Origin of the sequence: Asticcacaulis benevestitus DSM 16100 = ATCC BAA-896 (genome assembly GCF_000376105.1) — a bacterium.
In the GTDB taxonomy this organism is placed as follows: domain Bacteria; phylum Pseudomonadota; class Alphaproteobacteria; order Caulobacterales; family Caulobacteraceae; genus Asticcacaulis; species Asticcacaulis benevestitus.
Window position 1 is genome coordinate 120979 of the sequence record NZ_AQWM01000006.1, and the last position, 15901, is coordinate 136879.

Below are 15901 nucleotides of genomic sequence, written 5' to 3' on the forward strand. Positions count from 1 at the left end.
GTCGGCTGGCGCAATCAGCTAAATTTCGCCAGAACCTTGCCGACCTTCATCTTCACGCCGTCACCGTTGACGTAGTCGCCCGCCTTCATGCCATCAGGACAATCGCCAAGACGCTTGCCGTCGGTCACCGTGATCTGGCGGCCATGACCGGCAAAGGCCGGCGAATAGCGCGTTTCGGCCGTTTGGTGGAACGCCTCGTTGCCGATGATGTCGACATGGATATGGCTGGTCAGCGTGGTGTCGTTGACCTCACAGACCGTATCGATATCGGCGCCGGAGGCCAGCCGCACCACGCTGCGCGTCATGCACGACAGGTCATTCATTTCCGGTTTACCGAGCAAATCCTGCCCGATCACCGCCAGACGTTCGCCCTGATCTTCATCGACGCAGATCCTGGCTACCGAACTGCCGCCCAGTTGCGGCAGGGTCTGCGTCAATTGCCACAGGCCCTCACGCTGGCTTTTGCGCGGCGGTGGCGTTTCGCTGCTGGCCACGCTTTCCGAAGCCTGCTCCGCGGCGGAGTCGTACGTGGACGACGCCGATTGCGCGGTCTCGCTGCCGGAAGGTGCCACGGGCGGCTTGTCGGGCTTGTCACAGGCCACCACCGCCAGGCACGCCAGAAGAGACAAACTCAAAGAAACGTGCCGCATAATGATCATGTCGCGCTGACGCCCTGGCGATTACCGTTGGTTGCCGGGGTGATAAAGCCCCTTTTCATGCCGACCGCACAAATGACCAGACTGGTCGGGAATACATACACAAGCGGCTTCATCAACACTCTCCCGTAACGCCCCTTCAACCTAGTTTTGAAAATATAAAGACGAAATTAGGAAGTCGATCCGGTGATCATTCTGCTGGATTGGCCGGCAGCGTCCAGTCGATCGGCGCATGGCCCTTTGCCACCAGAAAATCATTGGCGCGCGAGAACGGTTTTGTGCCGAAGAAGCCGTTATGGGCTGACAGCGGCGACGGATGCACCGACTTGATCACCAGATGCTTCGTGGTATCGACAAAAGCGGCCTTTTTCTGTGCGTAAGCGCCCCACAGGATAAAGACCACCGGCTGCGGCAGGTCATTGACCGCGCGGATCACCGCATCGGTAAACTTTTCCCAGCCCTTGCCCTGATGCGCCGCCGCCATGCCCATCTCGACCGTCAGCACGCTGTTGAGCAGCAATACGCCCTGCTTTGCCCAGTGCTCCAGAAAGCCGTGCTTGGCCGGCGCGATGCCGAGATCGCCCTGCAATTCCTTGTAGATATTGACCAGGGACGGCGGAATACGCACGCCCGGCTTGACCGAGAACGACAGGCCATGCGCCTGGCCTTCGCCATGATAGGGGTCCTGCCCCAGGATCACCACGCGCACCTTATCCGGTGGCGTCAGGTCCAGCGCGCGGAAATAATCGGCGCCTTTAGGGAATACGCGCTTACCTGCCTCACGCTGCGCACTCAGGAAGGCTTTCAGCTCAACCATGTAGAGCTTTGAAAACTCCGGCGCCAGAAGCGCCTTCCAGCCGTCGTCAAGCTTGATATCATTCATGGTCGCGGTCCCGTTTTTAACGCCGCGCATGGGGCCGCGACTCTACGCTTTAGTCAATCAGGATTTGGTGCAGGTGCCGGTGATCTTGCCGGTGACGTGGATCGTGGCGTCCTGACCCGCGCTGGCAGCGACGATATCACCGCTGAAGCTCTGATGATCGCCGCTCACCGTCAGTGAACCATTGCCCTTCACGGCGGCGCAATCCGTGGTCCATGAGACGTTCGCGCCTTCATTGCTGAACATCTGGCCCTCGCATTGCGGGCCGGTAACGCTGACCGGCGGAGCTTTGAGGTCTTCGATATTGGCGCAGAGACTAGAGGTGGTCGTGGTGGGCGCCTGGCCCGCCAAGGTCGTCTGGGTGGTGACTTCCCACATCGAATCGGGCCCGGGCAGCGCTGCCGGCTCACTGGCGGGGGGCACGACATCAACCACAGCGCGGGCGGCTGTCGGCGGCGAGATATCAGGCTGGGTCTGATCGAGAACGGCAGGGCCGGCAAGACCCAGTATGAAGCCGGCGGCAGAGGCAAAGGTCAACGCGATCGTGGGACTCATCACAATGCTCCTGTAACAGCAAAAGCCCCCGAACACTATTGTAGGCCACTTTCTCAACCAGGCAAGGAATATTGCTTTCAAATATTTGATATTTATAGATTTTTTATTCTCACTTCGCAGTCCTATCAAGACTGTCCGCGCGCAGACTTATCAAGTTTTGTTTTTTTGTTCCGATCCGGATGCAAATGAAACCGGCGTATATTGTATCAGATTAGCAAGCGTGTATTGTCACACTTCTAAATCATAACTCCCAGACCATAAGGCCTTCCCGTCGTGACACTTCGCTCCCTCCGTCCCTCCCGCGCGCTCCTCACCGGCCTGGTCTGTGTTATGCTCGCCGGCAGCCCCGCCCTGCCCGCCTTTGCCGATGACAAGCCCAAGGCCGAGCCTGAGAAAACCGCCGATAAACCCGCCGATAAACCCGATGGCGATAGTTTCCCGGCCCTGCCGGACGACAAGACCATCCGCCAATCCATCCAGCTCGATGGCAAGGCGCTGAGCTATGACGCCACCGTCGGTAAGATCGCCGTGCGCGACGCCAAGGGCAAGGTCATCGCCGAGGTCGTTTACACCGCCTATATCGTGCCCGGCAAAGATCCTAAAAGACCCGTCACCTTCGCCTTTAACGGCGGCCCCGGAGCCTCTTCCGTCTATCTCAATATGGGCGCCATCGGTCCGAAGCGCGTCCAGTTCGGCGATGCCGGCGACTCACCCTCCGATTCCAGCGTCACCACCGACAATCCGAGTAGCTGGCTTGATATGAGCGATCTGGTTTTCATCGATCCGGTCGGCACCGGCTATTCACGCGCGCTGGAAGAGTCCGACGCCGCCAAGAAGGACTTCTTCGCGACCGAGGCCGATATCCAGTACCTGTCGCGTGTCGTCTACGACTGGCTGGTCAAGAACGGTCGCCTGCGCTCCCCCAAATACATCATGGGCGAAAGCTACGGCGGCTACCGTGCCCCGCGTATCGCCAACACCCTGCAAACCCGCATGGGCGTCGGTGTTTCCGGGCTGATCATGGTGTCGCCCTATCTCGATCCCGCCGCTGTCGGCTCCGAAACGGCGCTGTCGCCGCTGCCATGGATGATCAACCTGCCCTCCATGGCCGCCGCCAATCTGGAAAAGCACGGCAAACTGACGCCGGAGGCCGTGGCCGAGGTCGAGCGCTATGACCGCACGCAGTTCGTCACCGATTTCCTCGCCGGCCGCTCCGACCCGCAGGCTGTCAGCCGCCTCGTCAGCAAGGTGTCTGAATATACCGGCCTCGATCCGGCGCTGGTAGCCCGCATGGACGGCCGGATCGACACTGGCACCTTCCTGCGTGAAAGCCATCGCAATGAGCGCAAGATCGGCAGCGTCTATGATTCCAATGTCACGGCTTTTGACCCCTTCCCCGAAGCCCCCAGTCAATTGTCGGGCGACCCGATCCTGAACGCTCTGATCGCGCCCACCACCAGCGCCATGGTCGATTTTGTCACCCGCGAGGTCGGCTGGAAGACCGAGGCGCATTATGAGGCCCTGTCCTATGCCGTCAATGAAGCCTGGGATCGCGGCGCCGCCGACGACAAGCCGGTCAGCGACCTGCGCCAGGCCATCGCCAACGACCCGAAGATGCAGGTGCTGATCGTCCATGGTTATAACGACCTGTCGTGCCCCTTCTTCACCTCACGCCTGGTCATCGACCAGTTGCCGACCTATGGCGGCACCGCCAAGGTCAGGCTCGCCGTCTATCCCGGCGGGCACATGTTCTACAGCCGCACCGGCAGCGCCACCGCCTTCAAGACCGACGCCAAAGCCCTTTATACCCGTTAGGAATTAGAGATGACCTTCCGCACCCTCACCTGCGCCGCTGCCCTGCTGTCGCTGGCCTTTGCCGCCCCCGTGCTGGCCAAGCCGAAGCCGGCTGCCCCTTCCACCGCCGTCACCCCCATGACGCCGGATGTCTTCGACAGCTATGATAAGGTTCGTCCGGACGCCGATTTTGTCCGTCGCGTCATCATGGTGCCGATGCGCGACGGCACCAAGCTCTATACCGTGATCGTGTTCAAGAAGGGCACGAAGGACGGTCCGATCCTGCTGTCGCGCACCCCCTATGACGCCAAGTCCACCATGGCGAGATCGGCGAGCCAGACGATCAAGGAAGTCCTGCCCGCGATGTACGATCCGTTCGTTGACGATGGCTACATCATCGTGACGCAGGATATCCGCGGCATTCATAATTCCGAGGGCGTCTACGTCATGAACCGCCCGCTTTCGGGTGCACTCAACGACACCGGCATTGATGAATCGACCGATGCCTACGACGCGATCGACTGGCTGTCGAAGAACATCCCGGAATCGAACGGCAAGGTCGGTATCATCGGCTCGTCCTATCTCGGTTTCACCTCCCTGCTGGCCGAGATCAACCCGCATCCGGCCCTGAAAGCCGCCGTGCCGCAAAGCCCGATGGTCGATGGCTGGAAGGGCGACGACTGGTTCCACAACGGCGCCTTCCGCGTCAACAGCCTGAGCTATGCCCTGGGGCAAAGCACCGGCAAGGCCGATGCCGGCGCCGACATACCGGATGGCGTGGGCGACGATTATAATCGCTATCTCGAAGCCGGTTCGACGGGCGATTACGCCCGCAAGTGGGGCATCGACCAGGTGCCCTTCGTGCGCAAGCTGATGGAAAATCCGGCCTACACAACCTTCTGGTCGGGCCAGGCGGTCGATAAGTGGATGGCGGCCGCGCCACTGAAAGTGCCGACCATGCTGGTCGTTGGCCAGTGGGATCAGGAAGATTCCTATGGCGCACCGGCGGTCTACAAGGTCATGGAGCCCAAGGACACGAACAACGACATGGTGTCTCTGGTCATCGGGCCGTGGCGCCATTCCGGCGTCAACCACTATGGCTACGACCTCGGCGCCCTCACCTTCACCGGCGACACCGCGCATGAATTCCGCGTCAAGTACATGAAGCCCTTCTTCGATCACTATCTCAAGGGCGCACCCGATCCGAAAACCCCGCCGGTCCTGACCTACGCCACCGGCGCGAACCACTGGAACGAGTCGCCGAAATGGCCGATGGGCACCCTGACCCCGCTCTATATCGGTGAAAACTTCACCGCCAGCTTCACCAAACCCGCCACGGATGGCCACGACAACTACGTCTCCGATCCGTCGAAGCCCGTGCCCTTTATTCCGCGACCGATCAGCATGGCCGATTCCAGCCAGTGGAAGCCCTGGCTGGTCCACGATCAACGCTTTGTCTCCGATCGTCCGGATGTGCTGACCTATACCTCCACCGCGCTCGACAAGCCGGTACATATTATGGGCGCGCCTGTGGTCGATCTCTACGCCGCCACCTCCGGCACCGACTCCGACTGGGTGGTCAAGATCATCGACGTCTATCCCAACGAGTCGCCGGAAGGCGCCGCGCAAGGCTCCAAGCCCGGCATGGCCGGTTTTGAGCTGCCCATCGGCATCGAGATTTTCCGCGGCCGGTACGTGCACGGTTTCGACACGCCTCAGGCCCTGACGCCCGGCAAGATCGAGCAGTACAAGTTCGAACTGCCCAATGTCGATCACGTCTTCCTGCCGGGACATAAGCTGATGATCCAGGTGCAGTCATCGCTGTTCCCGCTCTATGACCGCAACCCGCAGACCTATGTCGACAATATCTTCAACGCCAAGCCGGCGGACTATAAAGCGGCGACCGAAAGCATCTATCGCACGCCGACAGCCGCCTCAGCGGTCTGGCTGCCGATTGTGAAGGAATAGCAAGCCCCCCTCTCCCCGCTTCTTGCGGGGAGAGGGCTGGGGTGAGGGGCGGTTGTAAAGCTAGCAAGACGCCCCTCACCCGCCGCTAAAGCGGCACCCTCTCCCCGTAAACAGGGAGAGGGGAATTATTGCAGAGTCACAACCGGCTGCTTCTTCGCCGGCAGGCCCGCCTCATACTTGGCGTGTTCCTCGTCGCGTTCCGCCTTCCACGCCTTGAGCAAGACGGCGCGGCGCTTGGGGTAGCGGTTTTCCAGCGGTGACCACGATACGATACGGTCGGCGCGCAAGTGGCGGAAGGCTTGCCGCATCTCGCACCACACCACGACGATGCGAATATGTTCAAAGAAGCCCAGCGCCACGGGCCAGACCACGCGGTCAGTGGTGACCTCCTTCAGGTCGGTATAGCGCACCTCGACGCGGCATTCACCCCGGATGGAGGCGCGGATATCACCGAGATCGATCCGGCTTTGCGGCGATGACCAGCTTGGCACCACCAGCAAACCAGAAGTCTCAATCTCATCGGCCAGATCCTTTGGCAGCACGGCGGTGATCTTGGTCAGGGCGTTCTGCGCCGCCTCCCCCAGACGGGCATCGCCCCGGTCGGCCACCCAGCGCACGCCCAGCACCAGCGCCTCCAGTTCTTCCTGGCTCAGCATCAAAGGCGGCAGCATATAGCCCGGCCGCAGCACATAACCCACGCCCGGCTCGCCTTCGATATGCGCGCCCTGCGCCTGAAGCGCGCCTATATCGCGGTAAAGCGTCCGCAGCGAAATATCGAGTTCGCGCGCCAGTTCAGCGCCGGCCACCGGATAACGATGGCGTCGCAACAGTTGCAAAAGGTCAAGCAGGCGGGTGGCGCGCGACATGATGGCGTCCTTGGTCAGGTAGGTTCTCGAATACGCGGCACTGATGAAACCCTAGCATCCCCCTCATGCCAAGTTCTGTCAGCATAAATCCGGCGACGCCGCAAATATTGTGGATACTTGACTTTAGGGCAATATCATACATACTGGTTGGTATGTCAGTCTCAGCCCCCCGCCGCGCACCTGTCCAGACCCGCGAACGCCTGATGAACGCAGCGTTCGAGGAGGTGTATCACAATGGCTTTCAGGGCAGCGACCTCAAGGCCATCCTCGCCAGGGCCGGTGTCACCAAGGGCGCGCTCTATCACCATTTCGATGGCAAGGAAGCGCTGGGTCATGCCGTCATCGAGCACGTCATCGCCCGCATCACGCAGGACAAGTGGCTGGCCCCGCTCGATGATGTTGATGATCCGATCGACGCCCTGCTCGGCATTCTCGACGACACCGGCACCTCGGATGCCGAGGTCAACGGCGGCTGTCCGCTCAACAATCTGGCGCAGGAAATGTCGCCGCTCGACGAGGGTTTCCGCCGGCGCCTGTCGGAGATCTTCACCAACTGGATCGGGGGTGTCAGCGATGCTCTGCGGCTTGGCCAGATCAATGAAAAGGTGCGCAACGACATCGATGCCCGCGACACAGCCACCTACCTCGTCGCCACCTACGAAGGCTATATTTCCCTGGCCAAGACCGCGCAGGATAGCCGTGTCCTTATCTCTGGTATGAAGCAGTTGCGCCTTTACCTGGAGTCGTTGCGCGCCTGATCAATCGCACGTGAATTGACGCCGAGGTTTACGTGAGCGTAAATGATTACGCTTGACCCAATTGGTTTCACTTGATACCTTTCGGATATAAGTCGTAAAGACAGGGAAACGCCACATGATGACCTCCGCAGGCGCGAAATTTCGCGCCGCTCTGGCCGCTGAACAGCCTTTGCAGGTGGTCGGCGCCATCAATGCCAATCATGCCCTGCTGGCCAAACGTGCCGGCTACAAGGCCATCTATCTGTCGGGTGGCGGCGTGGCGGCCGGATCGCTGGGGCTTCCCGATCTTGGCATCAACACGTTGGATGATGTTCTCACCGATATCCGCCGCATCACCGATGTCTGCGACCTGCCGCTGATGGTCGATATCGATACCGGCTTTGGCCCCTCGGCGTTCAATATCGAGCGCACCATCAAGTCACTGATCAAGTTCGGCGCCGCCGCATGCCACATTGAGGACCAGGTCGGCGCCAAGCGCTGCGGTCATCGCCCTGGCAAGGAGATCGTTTCGACCGCCGAAATGGTCGATCGTGTGAAAGCGGCCGCTGACGCCAAAACCGATCCCGATTTCTTCCTGATCGCCCGCACCGACGCCATTGCCGTTGAAGGCGTGGAGGTCGCCATCGAACGCGCCATCGCCTGCGTTGAGGCCGGCGCTGACGGCATCTTCGCCGAGGCCGCCTATGATCTGGACACCTATCGCCGCTTTGTCGATGCCGTAAAGGTGCCGGTGCTGGCCAATATCACCGAGTTCGGCAAGACGCCCCTCTTCACCCGCGAAGAACTGGCCTCGGCCGGTGTCGCCATCCAGCTCTATCCCCTGTCGGCCTTCCGCGCCATGAACAAGGCGGCGGAGAACGTCTATACCGCCATCCGCCGCGACGGCCACCAGAAGAACGTGCTCAATACCATGCAGACCCGTGAGGAACTGTATGACCGCATCGGTTACCATGCCTTTGAAGAGCGCCTCGACGCGCTTTTCAACACCAACAAACAAAAATAACAGGAACAAGGAAATGCCTCATGGACGGAGATACACCGACGGGCTTTAGGCCCAAAAAATCCGTGGCCTTGTCCGGTCAGATCGCCGGCAATACCGCCCTGTGCACGGTCGGACGCACCGGCAATGACCTGGCCTATCGCGGCTACGATATTCTCGATCTCGCCGCCACCTCGGAATTTGAGGAAATCGCCCACCTGCTGATCCACGGCAAGTTGCCCAATCTCAGCGAACTGGCCGCCTATAAGACCAAGCTCCGATCCCTGCGCGGCCTGCCCGCCACGCTGAAGGCCGTGCTGGAAAGCCTGCCCTACTCCACGCACCCGATGGACGTGCTGCGCACCGGCGTGTCGGTCCTTGGCTGCCAGTCGGCGGAGCGCGAAGACCACAACCATCCCGGCGCGCGCGACATTGCCGACAAGCTATTGGCCAGCCTCGGCTCCATGCTGCTCTACTGGTATCAGTTCAGCCATAACGGCAAGCGCATCGAGGTCGAGACCGACGATGACTCGATCGGCGGCCACTTCCTGCATATGCTGCATGGCAAGCCACCGCCGGAGTCGTGGGTGCGCGCCATGCACACCTCGCTGATCCTCTATGCCGAACACGAGTTCAACGCCTCGACCTTTGCCGCCCGCGTGATCGCCGGTACGGGTTCGGACTTCTATTCCTGCATCATCGGCGGCATCGGCGCCCTGCGCGGCCCCAAACACGGCGGCGCCAACGAGGTCGCCTTTGATATCCAGAAGCGTTACGACAATCCAGACGAGGCGGAGGCCGATATCCGCGCCCGTGTTGACCGTAAGGAGGTCATCATCGGCTTTGGCCACCCGGTCTATACCGTGGCCGATCCGCGCAATGTGGTGATCAAGGAGGTAGCGCGCCGCCTCTCTGCCGGGCAAAATTCCATGAAGATGTTCGCCATCGCCGAGCGGCTGGAAAGCGTGATGTGGGACGCCAAGAGGATGTTCCCCAATCTCGACTGGTTCTCGGCGGTTTCCTATCACATGATGGGCGTCCCGACCGATATGTTCACGCCGCTTTTCGTGATTTCGCGCACCTCCGGCTGGTCGGCGCACATTATCGAACAGCGCCAGGACGGCAAGATCATCCGCCCCAATGCCAACTATACCGGCCCGGAGGATAAACCCTTCGTGGCCCTGAAAGACCGTCCTTAAATTAAGGAAGGTTTATCCACAGATTACACAGATTACACAGATTTTTCTGAGTTTAATGGCTATCGCAGTTTATGAGATTGAAAAGGCGCCTCGCGCCAACAGGCCCTGATAACAAAAGCGGATTTGACCACTAAGGCTCTGAAAAATCTGTGTAATCTGTGTAATCTGTGGATCACCTTTCTTGTCTTCCCTCAAGAAAGCCCACCATGTCCGCCCATATCCCTAACGAACGCCCCGCGCCGGACAGTGTCCTCACCGACATCGTCGATTATGTGCTTGATTATGAGATCACCTCCGACCTTGCCTATGAAACCGCGCGCAACTGCCTGATAGATACCCTCGGCTGCGGACTGGAGGCGCTCGACTACCCCGCCTGCACCAAGCTGCTGGGCCCCATCGTCCCCGGCACCGTCGTGCCCCACGGCGCAAAAGTGCCCGGCACGCAGTTCCAGCTCGATCCGGTCCAGGCGGCGTTCAATATCGGCGCCATGATCCGCTGGCTCGATTTCAACGACACATGGCTGGCGGCCGAATGGGGCCATCCGTCCGATAATCTCGGCGGCATCCTCGCCACCGCCGACTGGCTGTCGCGCAAAGCCATCGCCGCCGGGCGCAAGCCGCTCCTTATGCGTGATGTCCTGACGGCAATGATCAAGGCGCACGAGATCCAGGGCTGTCTGGCGCTGGAAAACAGCTTCAATCGCGTCGGTCTCGATCACGTCGTGCTGGTCAAGGTCGCTTCCACCGCCGTGGTGGCGCAGATGCTGGGTCTCGACCGCGACGAGATCATCAACGCCGTGTCACTGGCCTGGGTCGATGGCCAGGCCTTACGCACCTATCGCCATTCGCCCAATACCGGCTCGCGTAAAAGCTGGGCTGCCGGTGACGCCACCTCGCGCGCTGTGCGTCTGGCGCTCATGGCGCAAAAAGGCGAGATGGGTTATCCGTCGGTGCTCACCGCTAAGACCTGGGGCTTTTACGACGTGCTGTTCAAGGGCCAGCCGTTCAGGTTCCAGCGGCCCTATGGCACTTACGTCATGGAGCAGATCCTCTTCAAGATCAGCTTCCCGGCCGAGTTTCACAGTCAAACCGCCGTTGAAGCCGCCATGATGCTGCATCATAAGCTGGCTGCGCTTGGCAAGACGACCGAAGACATCCGGCACGTCACCATCCGCACCCACGAGGCTTGCATCCGCATCATCGACAAGAAGGGGCCGCTCGATAATCCGGCCGACCGCGATCACTGCATCCAGTACATGGTCGCCGTGCCGCTGATCCATGGCCGCCTGACCGCCGCTGACTATGAGGACGGTGTCGCTGGTGATCCGCGTATCGATAGCCTGCGTGACAAGATCACTTGCGTCGAGGATACCACCTTCACTGCCGATTACCACGATCCCGACAAACGCAGCATCGCCAATGCCCTGACCCTGGAACTCAACGATGGTAAGGTCTTGGATGAGATTGTGGTGGAATATCCGATCGGCCACAAGCGCCGCCGCGCCGACGGCATACCTCTGCTCGAAGTCAAGTTCCGCACCAATCTCGCGCGCCGTTTTCCGTCAAAACAACAGGCGGCCATCCTCAAGGTCAGTCTCGACCAGCAGGCGCTGGAAGCCATGCCCGTCAACGAGTATGTCGATCTGTATGTGATCTAGTCGCCCAGTTTCATTTGCCGAGATTAAGCGGCATGGCGAAGACCTGCGTCCAGTAGGCGCGGAACTCGGGCGGCACGCCGGGCACAGGCTCGTCGTCCTCCTGCCAGGCAACCGCGATGCCGGTTTCCCGGAACGCACACATCAGGATGTTATCCCGGTGGCCAGGACTGTTCATCCACGCATCGACCACCGCTTCGGGTACGTCCGAATTGACCTCGATGTTTTCGCCAACCATCTGGTAGACATAGCCGGTATCCCGGACACGGCGGCCGGGCGTCGAGCCATTGGGCGCGGTATGGCTGAAATAATGGCGCTCCACCATCTGACGGCTCTGGCGCTCAGCGGCTTCTGTCAGGCGCGCCTCAACATGCAAGGGCTGGCATCCGTGCGCCGCACGTTCGGCGTTGATCATCTCGAGCACTTCGGCCTCGGTGCTGCGCGGTGCTGCCTGCGCCGCAGTGGCACATAAGCCTGCCAGCAGAACAACAGCGGATGATAGTCGGCGCATGATATGTCCCAATCCTGATTGGCTTTGACCATGCGCCGGCTTCGTTAAATTTTTTCCAACCGAATGGGTTATGCGGCGATTAAGGATGGCCTATATCAGCGCCATGCAGATCAGACTCGCCACCACCGCCGACCATGACGCCATCTGGGCCATCCTGGAACCCACCTTGCGCGCCGGGGAGACCTACACCCTGCCGCGTGACTGGGACCGCGACACCGCCCTCACCTACTGGTTCGCCGCACCGCATCAGGTTTTCGTGGCCGAGGTCGATGGCACGGTATTGGGGCACTATTTCCTGACACCCAATCGACAAGGCGGCGGCGCCCACGTCGCCAATTGCGGTTTCATGACCGCGCCTTCGGCCACAGGCAGGGGCGTGGCCAGCGCCATGTGCCGGCATGCTGTGGCGGTGGCCAGGTCGCAGGGCTTTCGCGCCATGCAGTTCAATTTCGTCGTCAGCAGCAATGAACGCGCCGTCGCCCTGTGGCAGCGCATGGGTTTCGAGATTGTGGCGCGCCTGCCGGGCGCCTTTGCGCATCCCGAATTAGGTTATGTTGATGCTTTTGTGATGTTTCAGGATTTTTCCGGTCACGATTGATCAAATTTTCGCTGATCTGGATGCCGCTGAAGTGAGGAAGCGTTAGTTGGCAAGAGGCGGCGGCTGTGAAATGCTCAGAGCCTGGCTTTTCAGGAGTACGCCTCATGACCCTCAATCCCTTTAATGAAATCGCCCGCCACGCCTTCGTGACCGAGCAGATGCAAGCGTTCAAGGTCGGGATTCGCGAAGGCCGCGCCGCCCGCGAAAAACTGCAGGCGCGCATTGAAGCCATGACCTCGGTACGCTTCGGCGAAGACGATAAGGTGGCGCTGCGCGATTACCTGCGCAAGCTGTCGTGGATGTACCGCAAGGGTGAGATCGATCAGCGCACCACCGAACAGGGCCTGAACAAGGTGGTCATGGCCGCTGCCGCCAACAGCCCGGACGTGCTGCATTATATCCGAGCTTAAGCGCCGCCGAAATCTTAAGACCCCCTGCGTATCCGTTCCATCATATAGGAGAAGTCCTGCGCCGCATGGCCCTGACGGCACAACGCCTCATAGAGCGTATGCGCCTTGGCGCCGAGCGGTGTGTGGGCGTCATTCTGCGCCGCCGCCTGCATGGCAAGGGTCAGGTCCTTCAGCATCAGCGACGCGGCGAAACCCGGCTGATAATCGTTATTGGCCGGCGAGGTTGGCACCGGCCCCGGCACCGGACAATAGCTGGTCATCGACCAGTTCTGACCCGACGCCTTCGAGGCAATGTCGAAAAATACCTGATCATCGAGGCCTAGCTTTTCCGCCAGGGCAAAGGCTTCACAGGTGCCGATCATGGTAATGGCCAGCAACATGTTGTTGCACAGCTTGGCCGCCTGCCCCGCGCCCGCGCTACCTGCATGGATCACCGCCTTGCCCATAGCTTGCAGGATCGGTTCCGCGCGGGCAAAAGCCGCTTGCGGGCCACCGCACATAAAGGTCAGGGTGCCGGCTTTCGCCCCCGCCACACCGCCCGAAACCGGCGCATCGACCATGGCGAATCCGGCGCTTTCCGCCTGTCCGGCCACCTTGCGGGCGCTCTCAACATCGATGGTCGAACAATCGATCAGCAGCGCGGAGGGCTCTGCCTGTTCCATCACCTGCGCATAGACCGCCAGAACGTGCTGTCCTGCCGGCAGCATGGTGATCACGGCCTCCGCATCCTGACAGGCCTCGTTGAGCGAGGCCGCACCGATGCAGCCCTCAGCCACCGCCTGCGTCATGGCCGCTGCGCTCAGGTCATATGCGCGCACCTCATGCCCGCCCTTGACCAGATTGGCCGCCATGCCCGACCCCATATGCCCCAGGCCGATAAAGGCGATTTTCATAGCGCAAGCTCCTCGTCCACGGCTGCAAACATCGCCTCGACCATCTGCGGCGTGACACCCGACAGACTGGCCGGCGACCACGTCGGTGCATTGTCCTTGTCCTCGATCACCGCCCGCACGCCCTCGGAAAAATCATGGCTGCGGATGATATGACAGGCGATGCGGTATTCCATACGCATAACGTCTTCAAACGATGCCATGCGAGCCCCTCGCCGCAACTGTTCGAGCGAGACGCTGAGCGACAAGGGTGAGCGGTTCTTGAGGATATCGGCCTGCGCGGTAGCCCAATCGTCATCGGCCATTTTCAGCGCCAGACAGATGTCGGTGATCGTGGGGCGTGAAAAGCAATGATGAATGACATCCAGATGTTCGGCATAGCCGGCCCTGACGGGCATCTGCGTATAGTCGGCCAGGACATCATCCAAAGCTTCGCCCGCCAGTATCCGCGCCTTCACATCCGGCAGGTTTTCAGAGGTAACAAGGTGCGTAGCTAGGCCGGCCGCCACAACATCCGAACCTTTAAGGCGCGCACCCGTCAGCGCCAGCCAGATACCGAGTTGTCCTTCCAGCCGCGGCAGGAACCAGCCGCCGCCGACATCCGGGAACAGGCCAATACCGGTTTCCGGCATGGCAAAGAGGGTGTTTTCGGTAGCAATGCGATGCGAGCCATGGATCGAAATACCCACGCCACCACCCATAGTCACGCCATCCAGCAGAGCAACATACGGCTTGGGGAAGCGCTTGATCTGTGTGTTGAGGCGATATTCGATGTTGAAAAACGCTTCCCCCGCCTTGCCATCGGCGCGACCGGACTGCGCCACCATGCGGATATCACCGCCGGCGCAAAAGCCGCGCGTGCCCTCGGCATGATCTATCATCAGCACGCGCACGCCATCATCGGCAGCCCACCGGGTGAGCGCATCGCTCATCGCCTGACACATCTCCGTCGTCAGGGCATGCAGCGCCTTGGGCCGGTTCAGCGTAATCCGGCCGACACCGTTTTCTACACGGACAGATACGTCCATCACGACCCTTTCAGCATATCGCGCGCAATAATAACACGCATGATCTCGTTGGTGCCTTCGAGGATCTGATGCACCCGCAGGTCACGCACGATCCGTTCGACGCCATAGTCATGCAGATAACCATAGCCGCCATGGATTTGCAGGGCCTCATTGGCGATTTTCGAGCACGTATCGGTGACAAAGCGCTTGGCCATGGCGCACCATTTCGTCGCGTCCGGCGTGTGATCATCCAGCCGCGCCGCCGCCTCATAGAGCATCGAGCGCGCCGCCTGTAACTCGGTTTCCATATCGGCCAGCTTGAACTGCGTCACCTGAAACGCATTCAGGTGTTGGCCGAACTGACTGCGCTCAGAGGCATAGGCCATGGCACGATCCAGCGCATCCTGCGCACCGCCAAGGCTGCAAGCGGCGATATTGAGACGTCCGCCATCCAGCCCCTTCATGGCGAATTTGAAGCCCTGCCCTTCATCGCCAATACGATTGTCTACGGGTATTCGGACCTGATCGAACATCACCTGCCGCGTCGGCTGGGCGTTCCAGCCCATCTTCTTCTCGACGGCGCCAAAACTTAAACCCGGTGTCTCTTTCGGCACCACAAAAGCGGAAATGGTCTCATCCGTTTTGGCCATGACGACATAGATATCCGAGACGCCAGCGCCGGAAATAAAGGCTTTCGAGCCATTAAGTACGTAAGCCTCCCCCTCTCTCACCGCGCGCGTTTTCATGGCGGCGGCGTCGGAGCCGGAACCCGGTTCGGTCAGGCAGTAGCTCGCGACCATCGCCATGCTGGTCAAGGGCGGCACAAAACGCGCCCGCAACGCATCGGAACCGAAGCTGTCGATCATCCAGGTGCACATGTTGTGGATCGACAGAAACGCCGCCGTGGCGATGCAGCCGCGCGACAACTGCTCAAAAATGAGCACGGCATCGAGCCGCGACATAGCCGCCCCGCCGTGCTCTTCGCCGGTATAGATGGCGGCGAAACCCAGCTCCGCCGCCTCGCGCATCACATCCACCGGGAAATGCTTTTGCTCATCCCACGCACCGGCGAAAGGCCGCAGTTTATCATAGGCGAAGCGCCTGGCCGCCTCGCTTATCATCGCCTGATCGTCGTTGAGTGGCATGATCGTCCCTGCTATTTAGTCCGTTTTTCG

The 15901-nt window shown here is 60.5% G+C and carries 16 protein-coding genes; 8 read left to right on the top strand and 8 right to left on the bottom strand.

Annotated elements, in window-relative coordinates:
* Window positions 1-14: 14 nt before the first annotated feature.
* From B060_RS0109990 to B060_RS0110005, 3 genes are all read right to left on the bottom strand, one after another.
* Window positions 15-635: a DUF3617 domain-containing protein gene (locus B060_RS0109990; protein WP_157405628.1), complete on the bottom strand. Its 621-nt coding sequence runs from the start codon at window positions 633-635 to the stop codon at window positions 15-17.
* A 211-nt stretch (window positions 636-846) separates the two neighbouring features.
* Window positions 847-1539, bottom strand: coding sequence for a uracil-DNA glycosylase (gene ung / locus B060_RS0110000; RefSeq protein WP_026172735.1), 693 nt, complete (start codon window positions 1537-1539; stop codon window positions 847-849).
* Between the two features lie 57 nt (window positions 1540-1596).
* Complete coding sequence (locus tag B060_RS0110005; RefSeq protein WP_018081643.1) at window positions 1597-2091, bottom strand: DUF3617 domain-containing protein; 495 nt, start codon at window positions 2089-2091, stop codon at window positions 1597-1599.
* A 273-nt stretch (window positions 2092-2364) separates the two neighbouring features.
* On the opposite strand from B060_RS0110005, the gene B060_RS0110010 reads away from it, so the two are divergent.
* Both B060_RS0110010 and B060_RS0110015 read left to right on the top strand, forming a co-directional pair.
* Window positions 2365-3906 carry a S10 family peptidase gene (locus tag B060_RS0110010; protein ID WP_018081644.1) on the top strand — a complete coding sequence of 514 codons (1542 nt, stop codon included), beginning with the start codon at window positions 2365-2367 and terminating at the stop codon, window positions 3904-3906.
* A gap of 9 nt (window positions 3907-3915) precedes the next feature.
* On the top strand, window positions 3916-5853 hold the full coding sequence (locus tag B060_RS0110015; RefSeq protein ID WP_018081645.1) for a CocE/NonD family hydrolase: 1938 nt from the start codon (window positions 3916-3918) through the stop codon (window positions 5851-5853).
* A gap of 125 nt (window positions 5854-5978) precedes the next feature.
* On the opposite strand, the gene B060_RS0110020 is transcribed toward B060_RS0110015, so the two are convergent.
* Window positions 5979-6719: a helix-turn-helix transcriptional regulator gene (locus B060_RS0110020; RefSeq protein WP_018081646.1), complete on the bottom strand. Its 741-nt coding sequence runs from the start codon at window positions 6717-6719 to the stop codon at window positions 5979-5981.
* Window positions 6720-6871: 152 nt separating this feature from the next.
* Here B060_RS0110020 and B060_RS0110025 point away from each other — a divergent pair, with 152 nt between their 5' ends.
* From B060_RS0110025 to B060_RS0110040, 4 genes are all read left to right on the top strand, one after another.
* Window positions 6872-7477, top strand: coding sequence for a TetR/AcrR family transcriptional regulator (locus B060_RS0110025; RefSeq protein ID WP_018081647.1), 606 nt, complete (start codon window positions 6872-6874; stop codon window positions 7475-7477).
* 115 nt (window positions 7478-7592) lie between these two features.
* Window positions 7593-8480 (top strand): methylisocitrate lyase, encoded by an 888-nt coding sequence (prpB, locus tag B060_RS0110030; RefSeq protein ID WP_018081648.1) that lies wholly within the window; start codon window positions 7593-7595, stop codon window positions 8478-8480.
* A 20-nt stretch (window positions 8481-8500) separates the two neighbouring features.
* Window positions 8501-9655 carry a bifunctional 2-methylcitrate synthase/citrate synthase gene (gene prpC / locus B060_RS0110035; protein WP_018081649.1) on the top strand — a complete coding sequence of 385 codons (1155 nt, stop codon included), beginning with the start codon at window positions 8501-8503 and terminating at the stop codon, window positions 9653-9655.
* A 206-nt stretch (window positions 9656-9861) separates the two neighbouring features.
* Window positions 9862-11313: a bifunctional 2-methylcitrate dehydratase/aconitate hydratase gene (locus B060_RS0110040; RefSeq protein WP_018081650.1), complete on the top strand. Its 1452-nt coding sequence runs from the start codon at window positions 9862-9864 to the stop codon at window positions 11311-11313.
* A gap of 10 nt (window positions 11314-11323) precedes the next feature.
* Here B060_RS0110040 and B060_RS26510 read toward each other — a convergent pair whose 3' ends face one another.
* Window positions 11324-11821 carry a CAP domain-containing protein gene (locus B060_RS26510; RefSeq protein ID WP_018081651.1) on the bottom strand — a complete coding sequence of 166 codons (498 nt, stop codon included), beginning with the start codon at window positions 11819-11821 and terminating at the stop codon, window positions 11324-11326.
* Between the two features lie 85 nt (window positions 11822-11906).
* Between B060_RS26510 and B060_RS0110050 the strand changes: the two genes are divergently transcribed.
* Entirely contained in the window at window positions 11907-12419 is a 513-nt protein-coding gene (locus tag B060_RS0110050; RefSeq protein WP_018081652.1) for a GNAT family N-acetyltransferase, read from the top strand.
* Between the two features lie 104 nt (window positions 12420-12523).
* Window positions 12524-12829, top strand: coding sequence for a hypothetical protein (locus tag B060_RS0110055; RefSeq protein ID WP_018081653.1), 306 nt, complete (start codon window positions 12524-12526; stop codon window positions 12827-12829).
* Window positions 12830-12843: 14 nt separating this feature from the next.
* On the opposite strand, the gene mmsB is transcribed toward B060_RS0110055, so the two are convergent.
* The 3 genes from mmsB to B060_RS0110070 are packed head-to-tail and all read right to left on the bottom strand — an operon-like array spanning window position 12844 to window position 15871.
* Window positions 12844-13722 (bottom strand): 3-hydroxyisobutyrate dehydrogenase, encoded by an 879-nt coding sequence (gene mmsB / locus B060_RS0110060; protein ID WP_018081654.1) that lies wholly within the window; start codon window positions 13720-13722, stop codon window positions 12844-12846.
* Window positions 13719-14747 (bottom strand): enoyl-CoA hydratase/isomerase family protein, encoded by a 1029-nt coding sequence (locus B060_RS0110065; RefSeq protein ID WP_018081655.1) that lies wholly within the window; start codon window positions 14745-14747, stop codon window positions 13719-13721. The genes mmsB and B060_RS0110065 overlap by 4 nt, the downstream gene beginning before the upstream one ends.
* Window positions 14747-15871 (bottom strand): acyl-CoA dehydrogenase family protein, encoded by a 1125-nt coding sequence (locus B060_RS0110070; RefSeq protein WP_018081656.1) that lies wholly within the window; start codon window positions 15869-15871, stop codon window positions 14747-14749. The genes B060_RS0110065 and B060_RS0110070 overlap by 1 nt, the downstream gene beginning before the upstream one ends.
* Window positions 15872-15901 lie beyond the last annotated feature (30 nt).

What these genes read in the sequence shown, in the direction of transcription:
- B060_RS0110050 (WP_018081652.1), top strand. Translation starts at nt 11,907, where the DNA reads ATGGCCTATATCAGCGCCATGCAGATCAGACTCGCCACCACCGCCGAC.
- ung (WP_026172735.1), bottom strand. Translation starts at nt 1,539, where the DNA reads ATGAATGATATCAAGCTTGACGACGGCTGGAAGGCGCTTCTGGCGCCG.
- B060_RS0110070 (WP_018081656.1), bottom strand. Translation starts at nt 15,871, where the DNA reads ATGCCACTCAACGACGATCAGGCGATGATAAGCGAGGCGGCCAGGCGC.
- mmsB (WP_018081654.1), bottom strand. Translation starts at nt 13,722, where the DNA reads ATGAAAATCGCCTTTATCGGCCTGGGGCATATGGGGTCGGGCATGGCG.
- B060_RS0110015 (WP_018081645.1), top strand. Translation starts at nt 3,916, where the DNA reads ATGACCTTCCGCACCCTCACCTGCGCCGCTGCCCTGCTGTCGCTGGCC.
- B060_RS26510 (WP_018081651.1), bottom strand. Translation starts at nt 11,821, where the DNA reads ATGCGCCGACTATCATCCGCTGTTGTTCTGCTGGCAGGCTTATGTGCC.
- B060_RS0110005 (WP_018081643.1), bottom strand. Translation starts at nt 2,091, where the DNA reads ATGAGTCCCACGATCGCGTTGACCTTTGCCTCTGCCGCCGGCTTCATA.
- prpC (WP_018081649.1), top strand. Translation starts at nt 8,501, where the DNA reads ATGGACGGAGATACACCGACGGGCTTTAGGCCCAAAAAATCCGTGGCC.
- prpB (WP_018081648.1), top strand. Translation starts at nt 7,593, where the DNA reads ATGATGACCTCCGCAGGCGCGAAATTTCGCGCCGCTCTGGCCGCTGAA.
- B060_RS0110055 (WP_018081653.1), top strand. Translation starts at nt 12,524, where the DNA reads ATGACCCTCAATCCCTTTAATGAAATCGCCCGCCACGCCTTCGTGACC.
- B060_RS0110040 (WP_018081650.1), top strand. Translation starts at nt 9,862, where the DNA reads ATGTCCGCCCATATCCCTAACGAACGCCCCGCGCCGGACAGTGTCCTC.
- B060_RS0110065 (WP_018081655.1), bottom strand. Translation starts at nt 14,747, where the DNA reads ATGGACGTATCTGTCCGTGTAGAAAACGGTGTCGGCCGGATTACGCTG.
- B060_RS0110025 (WP_018081647.1), top strand. Translation starts at nt 6,872, where the DNA reads ATGTCAGTCTCAGCCCCCCGCCGCGCACCTGTCCAGACCCGCGAACGC.
- B060_RS0110020 (WP_018081646.1), bottom strand. Translation starts at nt 6,719, where the DNA reads ATGTCGCGCGCCACCCGCCTGCTTGACCTTTTGCAACTGTTGCGACGC.